We start from the raw sequence: 22,843 nt of genomic DNA on the forward strand, positions 1-22,843 counted from the left end.
AACCGGCGTGCGAGGCACAGCACACCCAGCATGCCCACCCTAAACCTGCACTACCCAGCGCAACGATGCACTCCGCTGACCGTAACGCGATCCACCGGGTCGACCGACGAGGGCGAAACTGCGTCCCTCCCGCACGGCGTCGCGCTGCAGTTTGAGCGAGGACTAACCTCAGCAGCCGCGTTGACGGCCCCCACGACAAGGAACCGAGCCGCATGGACACCATCGACGACGGTGCGCCCAGGACGCCGCAGACAGGCACCCGCCATGGCGGAGAACGACCGCCCTGAGGCACCGAACCGCTCGCGCCGACCGGCTGACACGAACGCGGCGACGCCGCGGCATCGACGACTGGAAGGCGTCCGCCAGCCCTCCAGGCCTATCGTCGGAATCCGGAACGATTCGTCCATTTAGACGACAGAGATCATCCTGCAGGCTCACCGGTTCGGTTCGTTTAGCGGTACAGAGGATCCCCGTCTGGCCAATACCGTCCTCGTATGCCCGCATCGTTGCCAGCATGTGTCAGTCGTCGGCCAGTCCATGGATTCCAGGTCGGTCCTTCGAAGTGGGATGGACTCAGCGGCGACGGTGATCTCTTGGCAGCTGTGGGCCAACTCAGGGCTGAGCCGGTGTCGTTCCAGCGTGTGACAGGCCGATAGAGCGACCGTGGCAAGCAAGAACAACGGGGACGCTCGACAGCACCCCGCGCGTGTGCCATCAGCGAACCCGTCGGGCTTCGCGCCTGGCCAGTTCGTGCAACACCCGCGCGTGCCGGGGATCGTCAAGATCGGCGCTCGAACCGGCGACCGACTGGAGGTCGAGGCGTTCGAGTCGGTTGCCGAGCCGGTGGCTGCGACCTGGTCGCTGCCCGCCGACCAGTGCCGGCTCGTCAGATTGCCGGTTGAGACGCGGGTGTACTGGCGGGATCTTGGAACCGGCACGTGGCATGCCGGCCGGGTGGTCGGCGGCGGGCCGGACGACTATGGCGTCCGTTTCCCCAATCGAAAGTTTGCCGCACTGATCCCGAGCGGCGAATTGTGGGTGCGCTGGCATCGACCGGTGCGCTCACCGATCGAGGTGCTGGCCACCGGGGCAAATGAATCGCCGTACTACCGTGACGCACGCCTGCCGATGCTGCGAAGCCTGCTGGCCCAGCGCGCCGCCGCGGCGAACTTCTCGGCGTTACTGTCCTCAGCCATCGAAATTTACCCACATCAAATTGATGCGGCCTTGACTGTGCTCACCGACCCGGTGCAGCGCTACCTGTTGGCCGACGAGGTGGGCCTCGGCAAGACGATCGAGGCCGGGCTCGTGATCCGGCAACACCTCATCGACCATCCCACCGCCCGGATCGCCATTCTGGCTCCGGACATTCTGCGCCGGCAATGGAGCAGCGAACTACGCTCCAAGTTCTTCACCGAGGACTTCCGGCAGGCGGAGATCCGGATCGGTCAGCACGAAACGCCGGAGTCGTGGGTCAACTACCACGGGTTCGACCTGGTCGTCATCGACGAGGTGCACAACCTTACCCGGACCGGCAATCCCCACGACGAGCCGTATCCGCAATTGGCCGCACTCGCCCGTGCCGTCCCTCGGCTGATTCTGCTGTCGGCGACCCCGGGCACTGCCCGTCCGGAACTGCACCTGAGCCTGCTGCACCTGCTCGATCACCACCTGTACCGGTGGGAGGATCTGCCACAGTTCCGGCAGCGCTTCGCCGACCGGCGTCGACTCGCCAACGCGGTGCACGGGCTTAACGCCAATCTGGAAATGCTCCTGCCGGATGTGCTGTCGGATATAGCGGAGTTGATCCCCGACGACGCCGCCTTCGCGCAACTCGCTCACGACCTCCGGCAGTTTCTCACTGAGGACGACGAACTGCACGACGAAGCCGACCGACCGCGATTGGCCGCCGCCATCGAAGTGCTGCGTGCACACATCAGCGAGACGTACCGGCTGCACCGGCGAATGATCCGGCACCGCCGGTCGCACGTCTTGCGAGCGCGCGACGAGGATCTACTACCGTTCGAGGTCAGAGGCCGCAGCCACCCCGCCGAGGTGGTCTTGGGCGGCCAGCGGGTCGACCTGGCTCACCAGGCGTTGCTGGGCTGGCAGCAAGGCGTGGCGCAATGGCTGCTCGATCATGACGATCGGCAGGCTCGGGAGTTCGGTCAGGTGTTGGCGGTACTGGCTAGCCGGGTCGACGAACTGTCCGACGACCTGCCCGACGCACTGCGCTGGCGGCTTGATGGGGACGCGGCCGCAGCCGACCGTGCCGGCCTCTCGGTGAGCGAGCGAAAACTGTTGCGGAACACGGCACCGCTGCCACTGGAACGCCAAACGTTGACCGAGCTGGTTAACACATTGGGCACGGCCACGCCGCGCCTCAACGGCCTGGCCCAGGCGATCAAAGGCGCGCGACGGCCTGTGGTGTTCTGCGGGTCGGGCCAAATGGCCGACAACCTCGCGGCGGTACTAGCCCGGCGCACGCGATGGACGGTGCTGCGACACACCCGATCCCGTCCTGCCGCCGAGGTCACGCAGGATTTGGATCACTGGCGAAATGGCGGGGCCATCCTGCTGGTCGACGACAGCGGCGAGGACGGGGTCAACCTGCAGGACGCTGATGTCGTCATCCACCTGCGACTGCCGTGGTCACCAAACCGGCTCGAACAGCGGCTGGGTCGGGTGGACCGGTTCGCCGGCTACTTCGGAGCACAGGGCGAGCCGGCAACTCAGTATTGCGACACCGGCGGTAGCGCCGATGAGTCGTTCTCGGCGGCGTGGTGTGAACTGTTGGTACGGGCGTTTGGCGCGTTCGACGGCTCGTTGTCGGCGCTGCAGGACATCCTTGACGAACTGCAGGCACAGGCTTGGGAGGTGGCCCTGCGCGACGGGCCCACCGCAATGACCGCGTTGGCCGACAAGATCTCCACGGCGCTCGGGCAGGAGCGCCGGGAGATCGAGGCGATGGATGCGCTTGAGTCGATCCACGACGCCACGTTGGGGCTGCGTATGGCCAGAAAAATCAACCAACTTGAGCAGCAATGGACGCGACACGAGGGCGCCCTTCGCGCATTGATCAACTCCAGCGGCGGTGGCCTGCGGTTGACGATCGAGCCTCCCACGGGACCGGTGGCCACGATCGGATTCGACCACCGAAATCCGCCGTTGATCTCCCCGGTGGTCCTGGCCCAGGAGGCTGTCGGACTTCCGCGCGAGAGCATGACTGGGACCTTTAACCGCAATGTCAGCCTGCGCGAGCGCGGTGTTCGACTGTTCCGCGTCGGCAACCCATTGATTGAACTGCTCGCTGCTGTGATGGCGATCGACGACCGGGGGCAGGCTTCCGCACTCTGGCGGCCCGGCCGGTCCGAGGAGTCGGTGTACTTCGGATTCGACGTCGTAGTGGAGGCCGATTTGGAGGCTGCGCTCACCCATCCCCAGACTGGCGCGGAGTCTCGCTACGCGATCAGGCGCCAGGCTGACCTGCTGCTGCCACCGTTCATCGATCGGGTATGGCTAGATGCAGCGGGCGCACAGGTCACCGACGAGGCCCTGCTGAGTTGGTTGAACGCTCCCTATTCCAATCAACGCGACGTCAACCTCAACCCCGATCGCATCACCCCACTGCTGGACAGTTTCGGCGGTGTTGAGCGCTTCGCCGCCGCCGCGCGGCTTGCCGAGGCCACCGCGCGAGACCTGGTCACGCAGGGCGAGCGTCTCCGCAAACGGACCGCCGCGGCGCACGATGATGGCAGCCGGACGCTGGCCATCCAACGGGCGCAAGCGCTAGCTCGACAGGCGGCCGGTCGATTGCTGTCAGACACCGAGGATTACGTCACCAATATTGAGTTGAGCGGACTGCTTATCGACGGCCTGCGCAGGCCGAAGGTCCGCGTGGTAGCGGCGGCGTGTGTCGCTGGCGGTGACCTGTGGGGGCTCGGTCATGTCCCTCGATAACTGGATGACCGCCCAGTCGATCTGGCGGGCATGGCCACATGGGCACGCCGATATCCCGGCTGACGGCACGTGCCGCCGGTTGCGCGATGCGCTGACTGGACTCGCCCGCGGCGCGGCACAGTGGCGGGACGTCGCTGCACTAACCCGCCAGGTGCTCCTGGAGCATCAGGCCCGGACCAATGTCCAGGAGGCGTTGATCGTGCCGCTGGATCCGACGCTGCCGGATGCCCGGCAGTGGGAGTCGGCGCGCTGCGCGACGCTACCCACCACGCGCGGGCTGCGGATCAGCGCCAAGCCGTGGGCGCCTTCGGACGATGAGACGGCCGAGGCCGACCTGCGCCAGGTCTACGCCGGCGAGTCACGCCGGGTCCTGACCGTACCAGCGGATCCGTTCTGGACCGAGGCGCTGGGACAGCAGTTCACCCACTACACCTCCCATGGGCAGCGCCAGGCCGCCCGTACCGTCGCCACGGCGCCGCCGGGCGCGACTGTCATCGCCTGCCTGCCGACGGGCCAGGGAAAGACCGAAGTCGCGTGGGCCAGCGTGTTACCCGCGACGCGACAGGGCGGCGTGGCGATCATGGTGGTGCCCACCGTGGTCCTCGCCCTCGACATGGAGCGGCGACTCCGCCAGCACTTGCATGACTGCGGTGACGCCGCGGGAGCTGCCCGCACATACGCCTACACCGGCGGACTGGACGACGCGACGAAGGAGGCGATCCGCCGCGATATCCGCGCCGCCGAACAACGCATCGTAATCGCTGCTCCCGAGGCGCTGATGACCGGTCTGAACAGCGCACTGGACGCTGCGGCGGCGGCCGGCCACCTGACCCATCTCGTCATCGACGAAGCGCACATCGTCGAACAGTGGGGCAACGATTTCCGGCCCGAGTTCCGGGCGATCGCCGCCAAGCGTCGCTCCTGGCTCGAGCAGGCGCCGCCCGGTCGGCAGGTGGTGACCGTGGCGATGAGTGCCACGCTCACCGCGACACAGGTGCAAACGCTCGCCAGTACCTTCGGTGGTCCCGGACCAGTGGAGTTGGTATGGGCATCGCACACCCGACCCGAACCGATATACCTGATTGACGAGTTCGGCGACCGGGATGACCGGGATGCGGCGGTACTGGAGGCAGTCGGCGCCCTACCCCGGCCGCTGATCCTCTACACCACGACCCGCGAGGACGCTGAACAGTGGTGCAACCGACTTGGCCAAGTGGGCTTCGGCCGCATTACCCGCCTGACCGGGGAGTCCACCGAACCGGAGCGCCGCGCGGTGATCGCGGGGTGGCGCGGCGAGGACACCACTGGAGCGCCGGCCGCCACACGGTTCGACATCGTCGTAGGCACCTCGGCGTTCGGGCTGGGCGTGGACATGCCCAGCGTACGGACCATCGTGCACGCCTGCTTGCCGGAGACCATCGATCGGTACTACCAGGAGGTGGGGCGCGGAGGCCGCGACGGCCGCCCATGCGTGGCGTACCTGGCAACGGCGCCCGGCGACCTGAACCTGGCCGAGCGGATCAATCGTATGGTCCTGATCGGCGACGACCGGGGCTGGCTGCGATGGCAAGCCATGCGCGCCAAGGCGCGGTGGCTGCCGGACAGCAGGCTGGAAATCGACCTGGTGCAACTGCCGCCGCACCTGCGTGACGAGTCAGCCCGGAACATCCAATGGAACGTCAGGCTGCTCAACCTGATGGAGCGGGCACAGCTAATCCGCCAGGAGGCACCCGCCCGCCGGTTGAATCAGAGCGAGGAAGCCTCGCCGACAAGCAGCCACCCGGTGGTGCGGGTCGTCGCCGAACTGGATGGCCGGCTCAACGACCCGGCGTACTTCGAGCAGGCCTTCAACGCCCAGCGGCAACTGGTACAGGAACAGCAGCGTAGCGCGCTGCGCCAACTGTCGAGGTTGGTAAACGGGGGTCGTTGCGTCGCTGACATCTTGGCCGAGTACTACGGCGTGCGTTGGGACGGCGGGTCGCTGCCGACCGCACGCTTCTGCCGCAGTTGCCCCTACTGCCGCCGAACCACACGAACCGCGGGCGCTAGCGGCCTACGCCGGCGCGGGGCAGAGCCGCGGCCCGACTGCGCTCATTGGCCCGAACCGCCTGACCCGCTCGCCGGGTACAGGGGCGGTAGTTCGATGCTGAGTATCGCGTGGTCGCAGCGTTCCCATTTCGACGATCTGGTGCCCGATCTGATCGAAGCACTAGCCCGTCGTGGTTACGTCGTGGTAGGCGGGCCGGGCTTGTCCCCTGCGGTGGTACGCCGGGCGCAGCGTCGAGCCGCACCGAACCCGATCGTCGTCGACGGCGACGCCAGCATGCTTGGCACATACGCGGGCCCGCTGCTTTGGCTGGTGAAGGACCCCCAGGCGCCGCTGTCATCGGCGCTGACCGAGCGGCTGACCGGTCCCGAACCGACCTATCTCGTACATCCGGTTGATCTGCTCGATCCGCACCGGCCTGATACGCCGCTGCGGTACATGAACAAGTCCGTTTCACTCGATATCTTGGTAAGGGATTCCGGATGGTAGCGCTGCTCAACGTCGAATCGTCGCTGCCGCGGCCGCTGTGGGCGCTGGTCCGCCACCTCGCCGGCCAACCCCGCAAGCGCCAGCGATTGGCCGAGGCCGAGGCCGTTCTCAGCCCTTCGGGCCTCCTCGCAGAGGTAGACAAGCAGCGGACGTTTGACCGAGCGGTGGGCACCGCCGAGGAATTCGGTCTGGTTGAACGCACCGAGGAAACCCTCGCGCTGTCCGCCGAGGCGCAGGCGGTTGATGGTGAGGACCTTGACGCTTTCTACGACCTCCTGCGCCATCGGGTGATCACCCGGGTCGGCGCCGAGACACTGGCGAACGACCCGTCGCAGACCCAAGGCAAAGACCTGCTGCGCTCGCTGTGCTGGTTTCTAACACTGGACAGCCAACTGACGCGGGTAACGGCAAGGACCTTTGGCAACGAGCAGCACAACGTGCTGGCCGAGGATCTCGGTAATCCGCTGCGGAACATGGCGCGATGGAATGGCTTCACCTACTGGGCACCCGCGCTAGGGTTTGCGGACGAGCCACTGCTGCCATACACCGGAGCACGAGCTCTGGTACCCGACTGCAGCCGATCGGTGCGACGCGAAGTGCGGCGGCAATGGCGACCGGGCACCGAGTTGAGCGCCCGCGACTTCATCGACGGGCTGCTGGAGGCGCTGCCGGTGCTGCCCGGCGGCCAGTTCAGCCGGGCGTTGGCCCTCAATCCGGGTCCGCTCGATGTGAGCGCCTCACTGTCCTTCGCGCTGCAACGGGGACGCGAAGAAAAATGGTTGAAGTTGCGCGCGCCATCGGATGCCGCTGGCGGTGTCCAGTTCAGCGACCCGAGCGCCGCCGGCGGAGTCGGCCGGTTCACCCACGTCGAGATCGGAGCGACAGACTATGTCTGACCTGCGGGAACGGGTCTGCTGGGAGGTCGCAACGGCGATCGCCACGTTGAGCACCGAAGCGGTCAGCCCGTCGACCTCGGTGTTCCTGGCCACCCACGTACCGCTGCGGATCCGCCGACGCGACCCGCAGTTGCGTACCGACGTGGTCGGCACGGCGGTTACCCAGGAAGAGGTCCTGCGCGATTTCCTGGGCCGTTCGCTGGGCAACGGCGTGCTCCTCATGCCGGTCATCGGCGAGTCAGGCACCGGTAAGTCGCAGTTGGTGCGTTGGGTGTTCGAACGCACCCGGCGGCAGCCAGCCGGCAATCGCGTGGTAATTCACGTGCCTAAGGCGAGCACCAGCCTGCGCGCCCTGGTGCGGATTCTGCTGGACCGCGAGGACATCGTTAGCGAGAAGCTGAACCAACTGCGCCGGCAGGTCGATGACCTGGCCAGTGGCATGGACGAGTCGGCGCTGCAGCGGCACCTGCTATTCGCGCTTGCCGAAGCGGTCGCCGCGGCCGACCCCGGCACCGACCGGAACCGCCGAGCGTTGGTCGGCCCCGCGAAGCTGGCGATGGTGCTGCGCGACGTCCACGTCGGCGGCTACCTGACGCAGGAAGGCGCGTTGATCCCCCGGCTGGCCACCAGCCTGCTGCACGATCGGGGTGACGGTGAATCGGACCGGCCAACGCAGTTCACCCCGGACGACTTGCCGCACATCGCCGACGTCGACGCCGCCGCCGCTGACGTGCGGGAACTGCTCACGCTGATCATGAGCCGGCCGCTGCTGCAAAAGGCCGCCGCCGACCTGATCACCGAAAACCTCTCCACCGCGGTACAGCAGGTGTTCAAACTCGGCGGCCGGCTGCAGGACGCCATGCTGACCATCCGCGAGGAGTACCACAAGCAGGGCAAAGAGATCGTTCTGCTGATCGAGGACTTCGCGGTGATTCAGGGACTGCAGCGCGACCTGCTCGAGGCGCTGATCGAGGCGGGGGTGCGCGACGGCCGGCAGGTGCTGGCCCCGGTTCGCACCCTGATGGCGGTCACCACCGGCTACTACGGCAACCTCGCCGAAACGGTGGTGACGCGGGTGCAGGCGGCCACCCCGTATGTCTACGATCTCGACGCCCGGTTCGACCCGGATCGCGAGGGTCCCGAATACACGACGGACTTCGTCGGCCGGTACCTCAACGCCGCTCGCATCGGCGCGGACAAACTGGACGAGGCCGGCGTCGCCGACAACGCTCTCGTACCCAACGCCTGCACCGATTGCGAGTTCCGCATTTCTTGCCACGAGGCATTCGGCGTCTCCGAGCTTGGCCACGGCCTATTTCCCTTCAATTGGCCAGCGTTGCGCCGCGCCGTCAGGAGCACCGCCGGCAAGGACGACAAGTTCAACCCGCGCCGGATCATCGGCCGGGTCATCCGGCCGGTGCTGGAGGACGCTGAGTCACTGGCCACCGGGCAGTTTCCTGGCCCGCGGTTCCGCGAGCACTTTCCGCTGGCTCATGGTGAGGCGCCGCTGTCGCCGACGGTCAAGGTGAACATCGAAGACCTCGATCCGGTGGACAGCGAACGGCGGGCGCTGCTACTGGAGTTTTGGGGCGACGCCCCGCCGGAACTGCTCAACTTGGAGCCGGGGATTCACGAAGCGTTCGCGATCAGAACGCTTTCCACCGCGCAGGCCGCTCACAATGCTCCGCCACTTGAACGCCCACCCGCCGAGCCGGGCGGTGCCACGCCGCGGGCCCCGCAACCGGCACCAGTCGCCGATCCGCGGGACAAGTGGACTGGCTCATTGCGGGCCATGGTCGAGGATGTTGCCGAGTGGGAGACGGGGCGCCGCCTGCTCCCACAGAACACCGCCGCGACGATCCGACGCATCATCAGTACGGCGGTGCTCAACCGGTGCGATTGGAGCACACCGCTGATGGCCGAGCCGAGCGCGGACGTCAAACGCGCGGCGTGGCCTGTCAAGTCGAGTGTCGTGTCCATTGAGGCCGCCGAGGCTGAGGCGCAGAACGCCGGAGCACCGATCCGCTTCGATCGCGATGCACGCACCGCGGTGTTCTTCCGCCAACTGCTCACCCTGGAACAAGGGGCCGATGACCCCGGTAACACCGCCGCGCTGCCTCAACTGGCCCGAATCGCCGATCGCCACCGAGGCGATCTCATCGGGGCAGTGCTGCGGAACCGGTCCGCGGAGGACGAGCACCTGATCGCGGGTCTGAGGGCGTCGCTGCTCGGAGCGTCCCTGGCCGGACTGGCCTGGCCCGGCATGAGCGACGCCGCGTTGATGACCGTGGCCTTCGACGACGGTGCGACGTGGAGCCTGTCCGACGCCGCACTACGCACCGCTCGCTGGGTAGAGGCCTACGAGAAGCACCGGACCCACCGACGCGCATTGGTGGTCGAACTCCGGAATCTGTTGGGAGTTGCGCAGGGCTCCACCGGCGCTGTCCGTGTTCTGGACGCCAGCCGGGCGCTGCCACTGGTGCGACAGGCAGCCGCACAGTGGGCCTGGGAACCGGATAGGGCTGCGGCGCCCTGGTACAAGGACGCCGCAGCCCTACTCCGCAATTTCGACACGTTGGTAGAAAACCAACTTAAGACGCTGCGGGAGCAGCGCGACCAACTCATCGGATGGCTACCGGCAGGTGTCAGCGTTGCCGACACGCTCAACGCCGTCGAGCAGGCGTTCCAGGAGGCGGCGAAGGTGGGACTGCTGCCCGGTGGCGAAATGCGGCAGACCTTTCCGGCCCTTCTGACGCAAATGAAGGCCGGCGACTGGCGAAGCGTTGAGCAACTGCGCCGCGACCTGGAACGAGTGGAGTCGGCCGAGGACGGCCAATGGCGACAGGCGTACATCACCGCGGCCGCCCGTAACCGTGGTGCCGACCTGGGACGATTGATCGAGTTTCTGCGCTCCTGCGACGCCTGGTTGACCACCGGTCTGGAAGACGCTCGCATGCGCACTGGCGGTCTGGGCGAGGACCTGGCCGAGCAGGTACGCCAGGTCCGCACCGAGTGGGAACAGATCGTGGCGAACCCGGAACTGGGAGGGGAATCCCATGAGTAACCAGTCCGTTCGGGACAAAGCCCTGCTGTTGGCCTCTGAGGCTCGCCGGATCGAAGTGGGTCAGCAGGAAACCGCCACCGCAGTGGCCGTGAGCACCCGGGTCAACACACTGCGGGACAAGCTGGAAGGGCTGCGGACCACGCTGCAGGCCGCGCGTCGCCTGAACGCGCACGGCGGGGACATCTCACTCGACAATGTCAATGAGGGCCTGGATCGCTTCCGTCAACGCGCCGGCGGCGGGCTGCCCTCCAAGCCAGCCCTCGACAGCGCGGCCCGCACCGTCGACGGGGTGGAATCTCGGCTACGGCAGGCATTGAGGGAGGCATGGCGGGCTTGGTGTGAGCAGCGCATGGCGGAACTGCGGCGGGACCGGTTGGTGATGCTCTCGGTCCGTGAGGCTGCTGCCGCCGAGCAAGCCCTGGCCGACCTGGACAAGCTGCGCCGCGGTGACGTGCGGGCGGCGGCCATCCAGCAGTTTGTGATCAGCCACCGAGAACTGCGTGCCGAACTCGACAACGCCCCGGATCCGGACCCGGAGGTGCTGGAGTTGCTGGAGCGTCTGCGGGTCGGGACCACGCTGGACAAGCTGACGCCAGCCGACCTGCAGTTGTTGTACGACCGGCAACTCGCCAGCACTGTCGAGGTCCGGCGGAGGGCGACGTGATCGACGATCGGCGGTTCCTGTCCGGGGTCATCGACGACCTGGAGGATCTGGAACTGCCGCTGCTCAGCTGGGGAGTGACCAGCGGAGTCATCGCCCGTGACGAGGTGCTGGCCGCGATCGAGGAGCGCCTGCTCGACTCTGACGCGCCTGACGTGCTCGCCGATGAGGTGCTGGAGGAGTTGGAACAACGCGGCCTGGTACTCGAGGTTCCCCGGTCCTCCCCTCGCAGTTACCGAACCCGGCTGGCTGAGACGGTGCGTCTCACGGCCGCGTTGCGTCAAATGTTCCCCACCGGTAACCGGACCGGCCGCTGGTGGGATCCGGCACCGCGGTTGGTCGCCGACTATCGCCTGCATGTGGCCCGGCGTCGCTATCCGCGTCGGGACATCCCAGCCGAGTCTGTGGTCGAGGCGCTGTCGTCGCTGGACGAGCACGGTCTGGACGAACGTCAGAAGGCCGTGGTCCGGGCGCTGCTCGGCGGACGTGAGCTGGCCCGGTTCCAGGTCGAGGCCAGTACCGCCGTCCGCCGCTACCTTGCCGCCGGTGTCGGCCGGGCGGTCATCGTCGGCGCGGGCACCGGCAGTGGCAAGACGTTGGCGTTCTACCTGCCGGCGCTGCTGGCGATGGCCGACCATGCCCACGCCGGCGGCAGCGGCGTGCACACCCTGGCGCTTTACCCGCGTAACGAACTGCTGCGCGACCAACTGCGCGAGGCGGTGGCGAACCTCGCCGCTGTGAACGAGGCGCAGCGCGCGCACGGTGGCCGGTCGCTACGCATCGGCGTCTTGTATGGCGACACCCTGCACCAGGCCGACGATCGGCGGCTGAGTCACGACCCCAGCGGAGCGTGGCGCCGGCGCGGCGGCGATGCCGTCTGCCCATACCTGAAATGCCCGACATGCCGTGGCAGCCTGGTCTGGGCTGAAGTTGACCGCACCGCAGCGACGCCACGAGAGCACCTACGCTGCGCCGACCAGCGCTGCGCCCAGCCGGTCATCACTCATCTGATCCTCACCCGGAACGGCCTGCACCGCGATCCACCGGACCTGCTGTTCACCACCACCGAGATGCTCAACCTCAGCAGCACTGACCCGCGACAGGCCCCGCTGCTGGGCTGGACCGGCCGGAAGGTGCCCAAGCTGGTACTACTGGACGAGGCGCACACGTACGGTGGAATGCACGGCGCCCAGGTCGCGCTGCTGCTCCGACGATGGCGCAGCGGCCTGGGCCGCCAGGCGGTCATCGTGGGCCTGAGCGCAACGCTGCGCGACGCCACCGACTTCCTCAGCGACCTCACCGGCATCGACCGTCATGACGTCGACTACCTCACGCCCAGGCCATCCGACCTGGAAGAAGAGGGCCGGGAGTACGCGATGGCGCTACGAGTCGACCCGGTGTCGCGGGTGAGCCCGCTGTCGACGACCATCCAGGCTGCGATGCTGCACGCGCGCACGCTCGACGTGCGTGGCGCCGAACTGCTACACGGGTCACGCGGGTTCGTGTTCACCGACGACCTAGACGTGACCAACCGCCTGTTCAATGACCTCGCCCATGCCGAGGGCGCCCGATTGCCGGGGCGGGGCCGACCGCAGGTACTGGCCGGGCTCCGTTCGGCCAACGGCGCCACTCACGACCAATACGTCGACGGCCAGTCCTGGGAGCTGGTGCACCGCATCGGACGGCACCTCGATCCGCAGGCGATGACGCACGGCTTGCGGGTAACCCGTACGTCTTCTCAGGACGGCGGAGTAGACCAGGACGCCGACCTGGTGGTGGCCACCGCGTCGCTCGAGGTCGGTGTGGACGACGACCGCGTCGGCCTGGTCATCCAGCACAAAGCCCCGCGCGACGCCGCGTCGTTTCTACAACGGCGGGGTCGGGCCGGTCGGCGCCGCCTCACCCGTCCCTGGACGGTAGTGACGCTGTCGGACTTCGGCCGTGACCGGCTCACCTACCAGGCATACGACCAACTGTTCGCGCCGGAACTGCCAGCCCGGCGGCTGCCGGTGGGCAACCGGTTCGTGGTGAAGATCCAGGCTGCCCTGGCGATGCTGGACTGGGTCAGCCGGCGAACGCAATGCGACGCCCGAAGGGTGATCCGGGCCCCGGAGCCGAAGGCGCGCGACCCGTATTCCGGCACCGAGGCGGTAATCAAGCAACTGCGGGTACTGCTGGAGGAGGCCAGCGTGCAGGCCGACCTGGCCAACTGGTTGCGCCGGTCGCTGGACATCTCTGTCGACGAGGTCACCGCGGTGCTGTGGGAGCCGCCGCGGGCATTGCTGCTCAGTGTCGTCCCGACCATCCTCCGCCGACTGGAGTCGGGGTGGCGCGCGTACACGCCTGAACCGGGAGCACGGGCCGGATCCCTGCTCCCGGAATTCGTGACCCGCACGTTGTTCGATCCGCTCAACGTGCCGGAGGTGTACTTCCGGCTGCCTTTCAACGCCGACGACCAATCCATGTCGATCGAGCGGGCTTTGCGCGAGGCGGTGCCCGGCCGGGTAAGCCGCCGGTACGGTTACCGCAACGCCGACGACCGCACCTGGCTGCCGCTTCCGGACCCGCAGGCCGCTGGGGCCCTCGAAATCTCGTCCTTCACGGCGCAGTACGACGACGAAGGTATGTGGGAGCCAGCCGGAGCGCCGGCGATGCGGGTAATGCGCCCACACCTGATCACGTTGGTGCAACCACCGCCGACCGTACTGGACCAATCCCAGGGCATCCCGGTGTGGGCATCGCAGTTCGTCCCGGACCACCTCTACACGGGCGCCATCCCCCGGCCTTCGAGTTGGCAGGATCGGGTTCTATCGGTGGCGTTCGCCACGAGCGCCGCGGGAAATCCGGTGCAGGTTCGGCGGATGACGACCGGCGCGGCGTGTACCACAGTTACAGGCAACGGCCGTGCCACAACGGTCACCAGCTCTGTGCGGTACCAGCACCGCGGCGAACCTGCCGCGCTGGGCTTCAGTCTCGACGTCGATGCGATCCGCTTCGTCGTGGCGCCGTTGGACCTGCGGAACGAGGCGGTCCTTAAGCATCTGCACTCACCGCAGTGGCGTTCGGCCGCGTTCAAGTCCGCCCTGGCGGTGGATCGGGAACTGGACGACGACGCCAATGCCTTCCAACGCAGGTGGCTGGCCCTGGTGTACACCACTGCCTATGCGTTGTGGCGCACCAGCAACGGCACCGCGGACGCAGAGCAGGCACATCGGGCGCTAGCCGGCGGCCGATGGGCAGCGCACATCGATCAAGTACTCAATGCCATCTACCGCGGCGATGGCAGCGCTACCCCCAGTCGCCTCGTCAACGATCTCGACGATGTGGCACGTCGACCGGCGGTGATCGCCGCCGTAGACCGGCACAGCCGCTTGCTCTGGAGCGACGACGTCGACACGCTAACCGCGGACCTGGCCCAACGCGCCTACCAGGACACCATTGCTGCCGCCATTCTGACCGCCGCGCAGCGGGCCTGCCCACACGCCCAGGACGGTGACCTCATCGTCGATGTCCTCCCGTCGGACGCCGCCGGCGGACCTGCAACGGTATGGCTGAGCGAGACAGCGATCGGCGGCCTCGGCGTCATCAGCCAACTCGTTCCCTATTACCAACAGGACCCACGCCGATTCTGGGCGCTTGTCGACAGCGCGCTGGCGCCCAGCGACTACGAATACCTGCACGACACGCTGACCCAGCTGCTGCGGCACGTGGTGGCAGACCCGCAGAGCGCAGCAGCACAAGCGATGACAGTGCTCCGCGATCCAACCTCCGCCGCAGATGCCGAACGTGCACTGGCCACGCTGCGCCAGGCCTGGACGGCCATCGACGGACACCCCCGCCAGCAGGCGGTGGCGACCCTGTCCACCCGGCTGCTGCGCCAGGGCACCGACGCCAGAACGGACCGGCTGACACTCGATCTGATGCACGCCTGGGACAGCGTGCAGGATCGGTTGGGGATTGAGGTCGACGCCGCTATCTTCGCCTATCTAATCGGTACGGGCGGCATCACCGTCACGGATATCGATGCCCGCCGCTTCGGCGCCGACCAGGTATACAGCCTGCTGTGGCCCCGCGGCGCGGAAGCCAGGGCACAGCAATTGGCCCACTACCAGCCGTACGCGCCACCGACACTGATCGACCGCTTGCTCATACGGGCAGCCCACACCGAGCGCATGCCGCACGTGGACGTCACCGAGTCGCAGTGGCGCGACCGGTACAGCACCGAGATCGCGGCCCACGGTGCGGTGCGACTAGTCGCACCAGTCGACCGGATGACCGACCTGACTGCCGCCATGCGCGCGGTGCCCACGATAGCCGTCGACCATGGGGCGCTGCGTGTATATGGCAACGTCCGTGCTATCGAGCGGGAGGCCGGACAGGTGCGCTGCACGGTCGAAATTCGGGAGTTCGCCCAATGAACGATGAGCGAATCGTCAGGACCAGCGGCAACACTGGGGTGCGGATCGACGGGATTCTGGCCACGGTCTTGCTCGCCGAGTTGATGACGCCCAGCCGCCACCTGTGGCTGGTGTCGCCATGGATCGGCGACGTGGACGTCATCGACAACCGTGCAGCCGCGTACGACAGTGTGTTCGTCGACCCGTCCAGCCGTGTCTATACCTTCGCCGAGGTGCTGGCCCACATTACGCATGGTGGTGGACGGCTCTCGGTGGTGACGCGACCTGACTCGTACAACGACGTTTTCGTCAACCGCCTGCTCCGGCAGGCGGCGCCGACGCGAGCGCAGGTGGTGCAGGCCGAGGATGTGCACGAGAAGACGCTGTGTGGCGATGACTGGCTGATGACCGGCTCGATGAACTTCACGTACCGTGGCATGAGCGTCAACGACGAGATCGTCAGCTATCGTGTCGACCCCGCGATGGCGAGTACCGCTCGGATCGACTTCGCTCGCCGCTTCGACAATGCCGGGTGAGGGCTCCGATGAATGCCGAAACCTTTCTGGACCTGTTCTTCGGTCCTGGCAACACAGCCTGGCCGGCACGGGACCCCAACTCCCCGGCCGCCACGTTTCTTACCGACTACGTCGCCCTGCTCGCCGCTGATAGCGATGCGCCGTACATCCTTCCACGCAACGAACCGGGCAATCCGCGCAAGCATGTCTACGTAATCCCCCGACTCAGTCGACAGGCGACTACCGTTCGAGAATGGCTCAGCGCGTTCGTCGTGCCTAGCCACGCGGCCTTCGTCAGCCGCCCTGAGGCGCTGCGAGCCGGTGACCCAATCGACGATGCGGTGGCCGAGTTCGTAAACCATCGCCGGGCGTACGTCCTGGAACATCCCCAGAACAGTTCCCGGGACGTGTGGGCGGCGCTCAGCCGGATGATTCGGACCATTCATCAGCGGCCAGGCAGCCACTGGAGCGAGCGGATGCCAGTAGGGCGCCTGCTGGCCGAGTTCGACCTGGCGATGGCCGCGGGCGACCACCGCGCCACTGGCGAACTGCTGGGCCAACTGGAGGGCACCGGCCTTAGCGGAACGAACCTCACGTATCTGTCCATTAAGCGGCTGGCCCGACTGGGCAACCACGGTGAGTTGCTACGGCTTCCCGCGCTACGCGACGTGGTCGCCACTCGGCCGCCAGTACCGGTACGTGAGGCGATCCTGGATGCGATCCACTCGACGCTGCTCGCAGAGCCACTGGGCAACAACGACATCGACGCCGCACGGCAGGCTCTGATCAGGGGCGGGGAACTGGTCCCAGCGCTCGCCGTGGGCCCGTTAACCGATTTCGGGGTCGAAGCGCTGACTGTCATCGCGCTGGCGGCCTACGCGGCTGCCGACGCCATGCTTCTGGCACAGTTCCGCGTTGACGAAGTGGCGTGGCGACGGCTCCATGCCGCACGGCCGCACTTGGCGGAGTTAATCGAGCCCTCGGCCGCTGCCGGCGATGAACCCGCTTCCCGAACTGTTGCTGCGGCTGCTGTTGACGGCGCTGCACACGAAACCATAGCCACGGGGGCGGAGCTTGCTACGTCACCTCTGGCGGCCCCTGTCGAGGCTCGTCCGGGATCCTGGGTGGAGCTGATCCAAGCGATCTCCAAGACCGCGGACGTCAGCGCAGTAGTTGCAGAGGAGGCCTGGCGGTCATGGGCGCCAGCGGCCGCCTCGGACACACAACTTGCCGAACTGCTCAACAGCCTCGGCGACGATGGCGCTGAACGTGCGTGGGCAATCGTCGGCGCCTTCGTCGACAGCGACGGTTACCGGCAGCCGGCCAGTCGCACTGCGCATGCGTTCCTGGTCAATGCGTTGAGCTACGGTCGGTTCCGATCCAGCGACATGGCGGGCATCGTGGCCCTGCTAGAGATCACCCTTCGGGGAGGACTGGCGGCCTCGCAATACAGAACGTTGCTCGATGACTTGGGCGCCGAGTGCGATCGGTGGGTAAGCATCGACAGAGCCTCGGTGGCCTTGGACATGTGCGACCTGATCGCCCGCGCTCCGAGCCCGGATCACGAGGCACGGCTGCGACTCGCCCAAGCCCTACTGGGACCGCTGGCTCTCCAACGTGGCCGGCTAGAGCCCGACCAGCTTGAACTGGCTCGAATAATTGACGCTGAATTCGGCCTTGGCCTCACCTGGACGCCGCTCGATGACCAGACGCCGGGCAGCGAGCCGACCAAGACAATGGCGCGGGAGGTGTTGCTCTACTCGCTGGACGAAGGAGCGCTGCGACGCGCCGCGAGTGTCCTTGAGAGGCTCATGCCAAGACTGAACGTGCAACTCAGTAGTGATCACGTCGGGAGTCGCCAACTGAAGCAGTGGGTAAGTCGAGCCGATATTGTCGTGATGGCCACCCGGTGCGCGACACATGCCGCCACAGGTTTCATCAAATCGGCTACACGTCCTGAAACGAAGATTTGTGAGGCCGAGGGCGCCGGTTCTGCATCACTTCTACGTGCTGTGAGCAGTGCGCTCTGAATTTGCCGTTGCGCCGGGACCGCGGCGTCCGAAGCAGTCATTCGCTGCGTTGCGGATGACTGTGCTGCGGCGCCGCTACGGCGTTAGCCTTTGCGGCCTACCACCATGAACGCGGTTATTCATCTGCAAGCCCAAGTCGATCGTCGCAACTGAACAGCACATAATCCGCGCGATGAAGATGGAGTCGTGGTTGACAGAGATACCTGCACCTCGCCGCGACGGCTATGCAGCGGAGCGAGCGATCCGTGATGCGTACGCGGCACGGCTTGAAGAGTTTCGACCGGACGAGAGGGTCTGGAAGACCGAGCACACCTACTACCCGAGTCTCCTTCGTGGCGACCTGCGAACGATCGACAAGCTGAATCGCATCCGCGTCTGGGAGTTCAAGCTCAAGATCGGCTATGACGGCCTGGGTCAGGTCTTGACCTACGTCGCGCTCGCACGCCAGGAACTGAAGTTCGCTCGTCCGGTCCTCGGCGTCCTAGCGGGATATGAGATCAACCCAGAGTTGCTCACAGCAATCGAAGTCCTCAATCTCGGCATCGAGGTCGTGATTCTTCCCGCGACAATGCGCCAGGCCGGGCGCGTGCCGGCCGATACACCGAGCACCGATATCCCTCTGATCCCACGAACGGTCACCGCCTCGCCGGCTAACGTGCCGGTAGCCCGAGAGGAAGACAATTGACCACCCCGCTCATTCCCCGCTCCAAGTATATCCCGACCACAGACATCCCACAGGACGTTGACTTCTCCGGCATGAGGATCGTGCGCTGCCAGACGGATCCGCAAGCGTTGGCGAGTTACTCAGCCAGTCGTTACGAGTTCCAGACTGAACTCGACAAGCGTCACATCATCCAGGGTGCGGTGCTGGCGCTGAAAGGTAGCCATCCACATTACCGGATCACCACGATGATGCATCCGAGTCTCAGCCAGTTCACGGAGATCGTTCGCTACGACCCATCCGACCCGCCGGTCGAGGACTTCGAGGCGATGGGTATGAACGAGGCACACGAGCAGACGCAGCAAGACTTTAAGGGCGCAAAGAAGGAGAACCTGGCGAACTTCCGCCAGTACATCCTGGAGGCCGTTCGGGGCGACCGCCGAGCCTACCTGCCGCCGATCAGTGGCTGGCAATCAAGTTCCGAGTTCGCCGATGCAATCTTCGTGGCTTTCGACGAGAGCAACCCCCGTGCGTTGTACGGCACCTTGTTTCTACCGAAGAAGCCGGTCATGCAGTCAGACGGGCAGACCCAGACCGCGGCGTTGTTCCAAGCCTCGAAGACAGGTCTTGCGATCAAGGCCGGTGCTCGGGACTCGTTCTGCGTCACGTTGGAGATCGAACTCAACGTGACGACGGAGCAGGCCGGCCAAAGCTTTGCCGACCGCAACGGTCGCGGGTCGAAAAAGAACAAGAACCTGGTCGCGCAACTGGACAACTCCTCCGCGTTGGCACAGTTGCGGCGGCGGGCGCTTGAAGGGACAATCTTCGCTGGACGACTCGCCGATGGCCGCACCGGCGGTGCCACCGAGACAGCTACGAAGGTGATCGTCGACCTGTCGACGATGGAGCAGATGCTGCTCAACGTGGTCTCCCGCGGCAGCCGCAAGCCCGAGCACATCAAGCACTACCACGTCGATGTCTTCCTGCCGTACTGCCGGGAGTTCATCATGCTCCTGCAAGATGTCTTCGGTCCGGAGTGGCTGCCCGACACCCCACGCGGGCAGGAACCGTTCCGGCGGATCTACATCCATGGTTGGGCGTTCGCTCTCAAGGCCCTGGCGCTTGCCTACTACGACTGCCGCAAGGACAAACTGAGCGCACTGGCTGGCGCAATCGCTGCCAATCCACGGGAAGAGCACGCGACCGTCGCAGAGGCGGAGCAAGCCTACCGCGAAAAAGCGGACGCCCTGGAATTCGAGAAGCCGCGCATCCCCTATTCAGAGTTCAACGACCGCATCCGCGTGATCGAGTGGCGACGGTACCGCAAGCACTGGATCGACATCACCGGGTACAAGGTTGACAGCCACGGCAAGAAGAAGACGCGCGTCATCAAGGATCCGTCCAGCCCCGATGGCACCCGGACCATTGTCGAGGGCAAAGCGGAGAACACCGCCGCGACGATCAACAGCGTCGTCAACAAGATCCTCTCCGACAACTGGAAAGAATTGACCTCGGAGGTCGACGCGCGCGTCTAGACAGCATCGAAGGGTTCGAGCCTTGTCCCCCTACTTATAGCTCGGGCCGAATGGGGGCGGAGCCCCTTCTCATGCCACCGGCCGTTTTGGAGCTCTGTCCCCATTTGACCCACAGACGGTGCCACCACGGCGCGCCGACCAGAAACGGAGAACTACCCTCGTGCTTGAACGACCACCCCTCGCCGCCGCCGTGTTCTTCGAACTGGTGGACGCAGTCCTGGCCAGCGAGAAGGTCGGCAGGCGTCCACTGGTGGCGGATGGACCCCAACAGCGGATCGTGACCGTGCAACCGGACGACCGTGTCATGCAGATTCTTGCCGGGCCTGGCTCCGGCAAGACTGAGATGCTCGTCTGGCGCATTCTCTACGAACTGCTGGTAATCGGCAGCCCCGCCGAGACTTTGCTCGTCACCACGTTCACCCGCAAGGCCGCTACCGAACTTGAGGTACGGCTGGTCGAGCGGTGTGACCTGCTGCTGGAGGAAGCTACTACGCGAGGTCTGAATATCGCGGACCCTCACGTACATGACGTTCGGCTCGGCACGCTGCATGCTCTGTGCGACGCGTTGATGCGTGAATTCGACACCAGCTACATGACGGCCGGCACGCGTCTGGTCGACGAGCACGAGACCACCGTGCGGATGGCTCGAGAGTTGCGCTTCAAGCTCGGACGTGCACGCGCACAGACAACCGATCCTCTCAATCTAGCCTGCAACACACCAGCTGTCTCTGCGCTCTTCCAGCCGCCGTGGGAGTCGGGCAACTGGCCGAGCACTGAAATTCAGCGGGTCGAACTTCTGCGCGCGGTTCTAGCGCAACACACCGAGACGTGGATTCCACGGTGCGCCGCGCGCAACGACCGCAACGGCATCGAGTACAGTTCCGGCGCGGCTACCGGCATCACCGAGGCGTTCAAAGCACTGCATCGCCGTTGGGTCAGTTATCTCGACGACAACGCAATCATGGATTTCACGACCATCCAGCAGCGGTTCCTAGAACGGCAACACACGGTTGTGCCCGAACTGCGGCACGTATTCGTCGATGAGTTCCAGGACACGAACCCGGTGCAGTTCGCGATCCATGTGGGGTGGCTTGCCGGTCCAAGTACCAGACTGACGGTCGTAGGCGACGACGACCAGAGCGTCTACCGATTCCGCGGCTCTGATATTGCCTGTTTCCAGGGCCTGGAAGCAGAGTGCCAGCGATCGGGGCTCAGCTTCCGCCAAGAGAAGCTGGAAGAGAATCATCGGAGCACTGCCACCATTGTCGAGTTCAGCGAGTCCTTCCGCCGTGGCAGCGTCCTGGCAGCACTCAGCATGCCGAAGAGCATCCGGCCGGCGAGCCAGGCCAACGTCGGCTCCCCAGTGCGGCTGCTCACCGGGCCATGGTCCTCACTAGCCCGCGTTTCCGCCGCCGAACTCGCTGCCATCCGCGGGTCCGAGGACGCTGCGCTGATGCCGGACGCCGCCGTACTCATGTTCTCTACCTCCGAGAAGTCACCGCGGAACGCCATGTCCCCGGGGCTGGAGATGCGCACCGCGCTGGAAGCCGCTGGCATGCGTGCCTTCAACGCCCGGAACAAGACAGCCGGCGGAGCCGGCAGCCCGGTTCACGACCTGCTTGCTCTCATCAGCTATCTCATCGATCCGGTGACCAGGACCGTCGTGCCGGGCAGTACCCGTGCTGTCGAGGTCTTCGCCACTGGTGACGCGTCCCGCCGCCCGTTCGCAATCTCAGCCGAACCCCAATTCGGTTCCCCCGCTCACGCAGGATTCCAGAAACGGTTCCGCAAAGCCAAGGGCGGAAGCCTCGCCACACCAGCCACCGACCGTGCCGGCATCCTGAACTTTGTGGACGAGGTCCGAGCACGGCTTGTCCAAGCTAGCTCCGCGCCAGTAGACCGCCGGCGACTGACCGTGGCCGCTTTCGTTGCGCGCCTGCTTAGTTTCGACTACTTCCGCAATTGCGGATACACCCCGCAATTGTTTCGGCAGGCGCTGTTCACCTCGCTCCTGGAAGCTAACGTTGCGCCGACGCGACGCACGATGAGCAGCCTCGACGATCCGATGCGGCCGACGGTCAACGCCAAGGGCAAGATCGAGTGGCCGAAGCAGTACTGGGACTTGCTGCGCGTCATGGGAACGATGCTTGAAGCAACCATGCTCGACGACGCGGAGGTTGACGCTTTCAGCGAGAACGCCATCGCGATGCTCACCTTCCACCAGGCCAAAGGCCTCGAGTTCGACCACGTCTACGTCGCCTCCACCGGCCGCGCGATCAACCCCGCAAATGTTCTGCGTACTCAACTGTTCTCGGGTGTGCCGGTGTCCTACTCAGTGACGAACGGGCAGGTCGACACCCGGGACGCCGAAGTACTGCGCCTGTCTGCTGCCGATCGGGAGCGGGAAGTCTACGTCGCGTTGACCCGCGCGCGTCGCGCGCTGACCGTCTTACACGACCCGACCCACCCGCGAAACGATGTCAGCCAACTCAACCCAGCGGTCGCCGCGATCTTCGATCAGATTCCCGCAGAACAACATCCTCTCGATGCGACTGTAACTGTTAAGAACTTTCTCCTTCGATGAGTGG

The 22,843-nt window shown here is 65.9% G+C and carries 11 protein-coding genes; all 11 read left to right on the forward strand.

All coding sequences use genetic code 11. From position 1 onward, the window contains the following. Nucleotides 1-663 precede the first annotated feature (663 nt). Nucleotides 664-3,960 (forward strand): protein DpdE, encoded by a 3,297-nt coding sequence (gene dpdE, locus ABD901_RS00635; RefSeq protein ID WP_345120019.1) that lies wholly within the window; start codon nucleotides 664-666, stop codon nucleotides 3,958-3,960. Beyond that, nucleotides 3,947-6,496, forward strand: coding sequence for a protein DpdF (gene dpdF / locus ABD901_RS00640; RefSeq protein WP_345120021.1), 2,550 nt, complete (start codon nucleotides 3,947-3,949; stop codon nucleotides 6,494-6,496). The genes dpdE and dpdF overlap by 14 nt, the downstream gene beginning before the upstream one ends. Beyond that, entirely contained in the window at nucleotides 6,490-7,392 is a 903-nt protein-coding gene (dpdG, locus tag ABD901_RS00645) for a protein DpdG (RefSeq protein WP_345120023.1), read from the forward strand. Before dpdF ends, dpdG begins: the two co-directional genes overlap by 7 nt. Next, entirely contained in the window at nucleotides 7,385-10,456 is a 3,072-nt protein-coding gene (gene dpdH, locus ABD901_RS00650; RefSeq protein WP_345120025.1) for a protein DpdH, read from the forward strand. Before dpdG ends, dpdH begins: the two co-directional genes overlap by 8 nt. Then, nucleotides 10,449-11,120 carry a hypothetical protein gene (locus tag ABD901_RS00655; RefSeq protein ID WP_345120027.1) on the forward strand — a complete coding sequence of 224 codons (672 nt, stop codon included), beginning with the start codon at nucleotides 10,449-10,451 and terminating at the stop codon, nucleotides 11,118-11,120. The genes dpdH and ABD901_RS00655 overlap by 8 nt, the downstream gene beginning before the upstream one ends. Beyond that, complete coding sequence (gene dpdJ / locus ABD901_RS00660; protein ID WP_345120029.1) at nucleotides 11,117-15,535, forward strand: protein DpdJ; 4,419 nt, start codon at nucleotides 11,117-11,119, stop codon at nucleotides 15,533-15,535. The genes ABD901_RS00655 and dpdJ overlap by 4 nt, the downstream gene beginning before the upstream one ends. Next, nucleotides 15,532-16,050 (forward strand): phospholipase D-like domain-containing protein DpdK, encoded by a 519-nt coding sequence (gene dpdK / locus ABD901_RS00665; RefSeq protein ID WP_345120031.1) that lies wholly within the window; start codon nucleotides 15,532-15,534, stop codon nucleotides 16,048-16,050. The genes dpdJ and dpdK overlap by 4 nt, the downstream gene beginning before the upstream one ends. 8 nt (nucleotides 16,051-16,058) lie before the next feature. Further along, nucleotides 16,059-18,059 carry a protein DpdD gene (dpdD, locus tag ABD901_RS00670; RefSeq protein WP_345120033.1) on the forward strand — a complete coding sequence of 667 codons (2,001 nt, stop codon included), beginning with the start codon at nucleotides 16,059-16,061 and terminating at the stop codon, nucleotides 18,057-18,059. 172 nt (nucleotides 18,060-18,231) lie between these two features. Then, nucleotides 18,232-18,744, forward strand: coding sequence for a hypothetical protein (locus ABD901_RS00675; protein ID WP_345120035.1), 513 nt, complete (start codon nucleotides 18,232-18,234; stop codon nucleotides 18,742-18,744). Next, nucleotides 18,741-20,255: a DNA sulfur modification protein DndB gene (locus ABD901_RS00680; protein WP_345120037.1), complete on the forward strand. Its 1,515-nt coding sequence runs from the start codon at nucleotides 18,741-18,743 to the stop codon at nucleotides 20,253-20,255. Before ABD901_RS00675 ends, ABD901_RS00680 begins: the two co-directional genes overlap by 4 nt. Nucleotides 20,256-20,415: 160 nt before the next feature. Further along, a complete protein-coding gene (locus tag ABD901_RS00685) occupies nucleotides 20,416-22,839 on the forward strand; it encodes a UvrD-helicase domain-containing protein (protein ID WP_345120039.1) in 2,424 nt (807 codons plus the stop codon). The last annotated feature ends 4 nt before the right edge of the window (nucleotides 22,840-22,843 follow it).

The organism is Dactylosporangium darangshiense, assembly GCF_039537565.1.
In the GTDB taxonomy this organism is placed as follows: domain Bacteria; phylum Actinomycetota; class Actinomycetes; order Mycobacteriales; family Micromonosporaceae; genus Dactylosporangium; species Dactylosporangium darangshiense.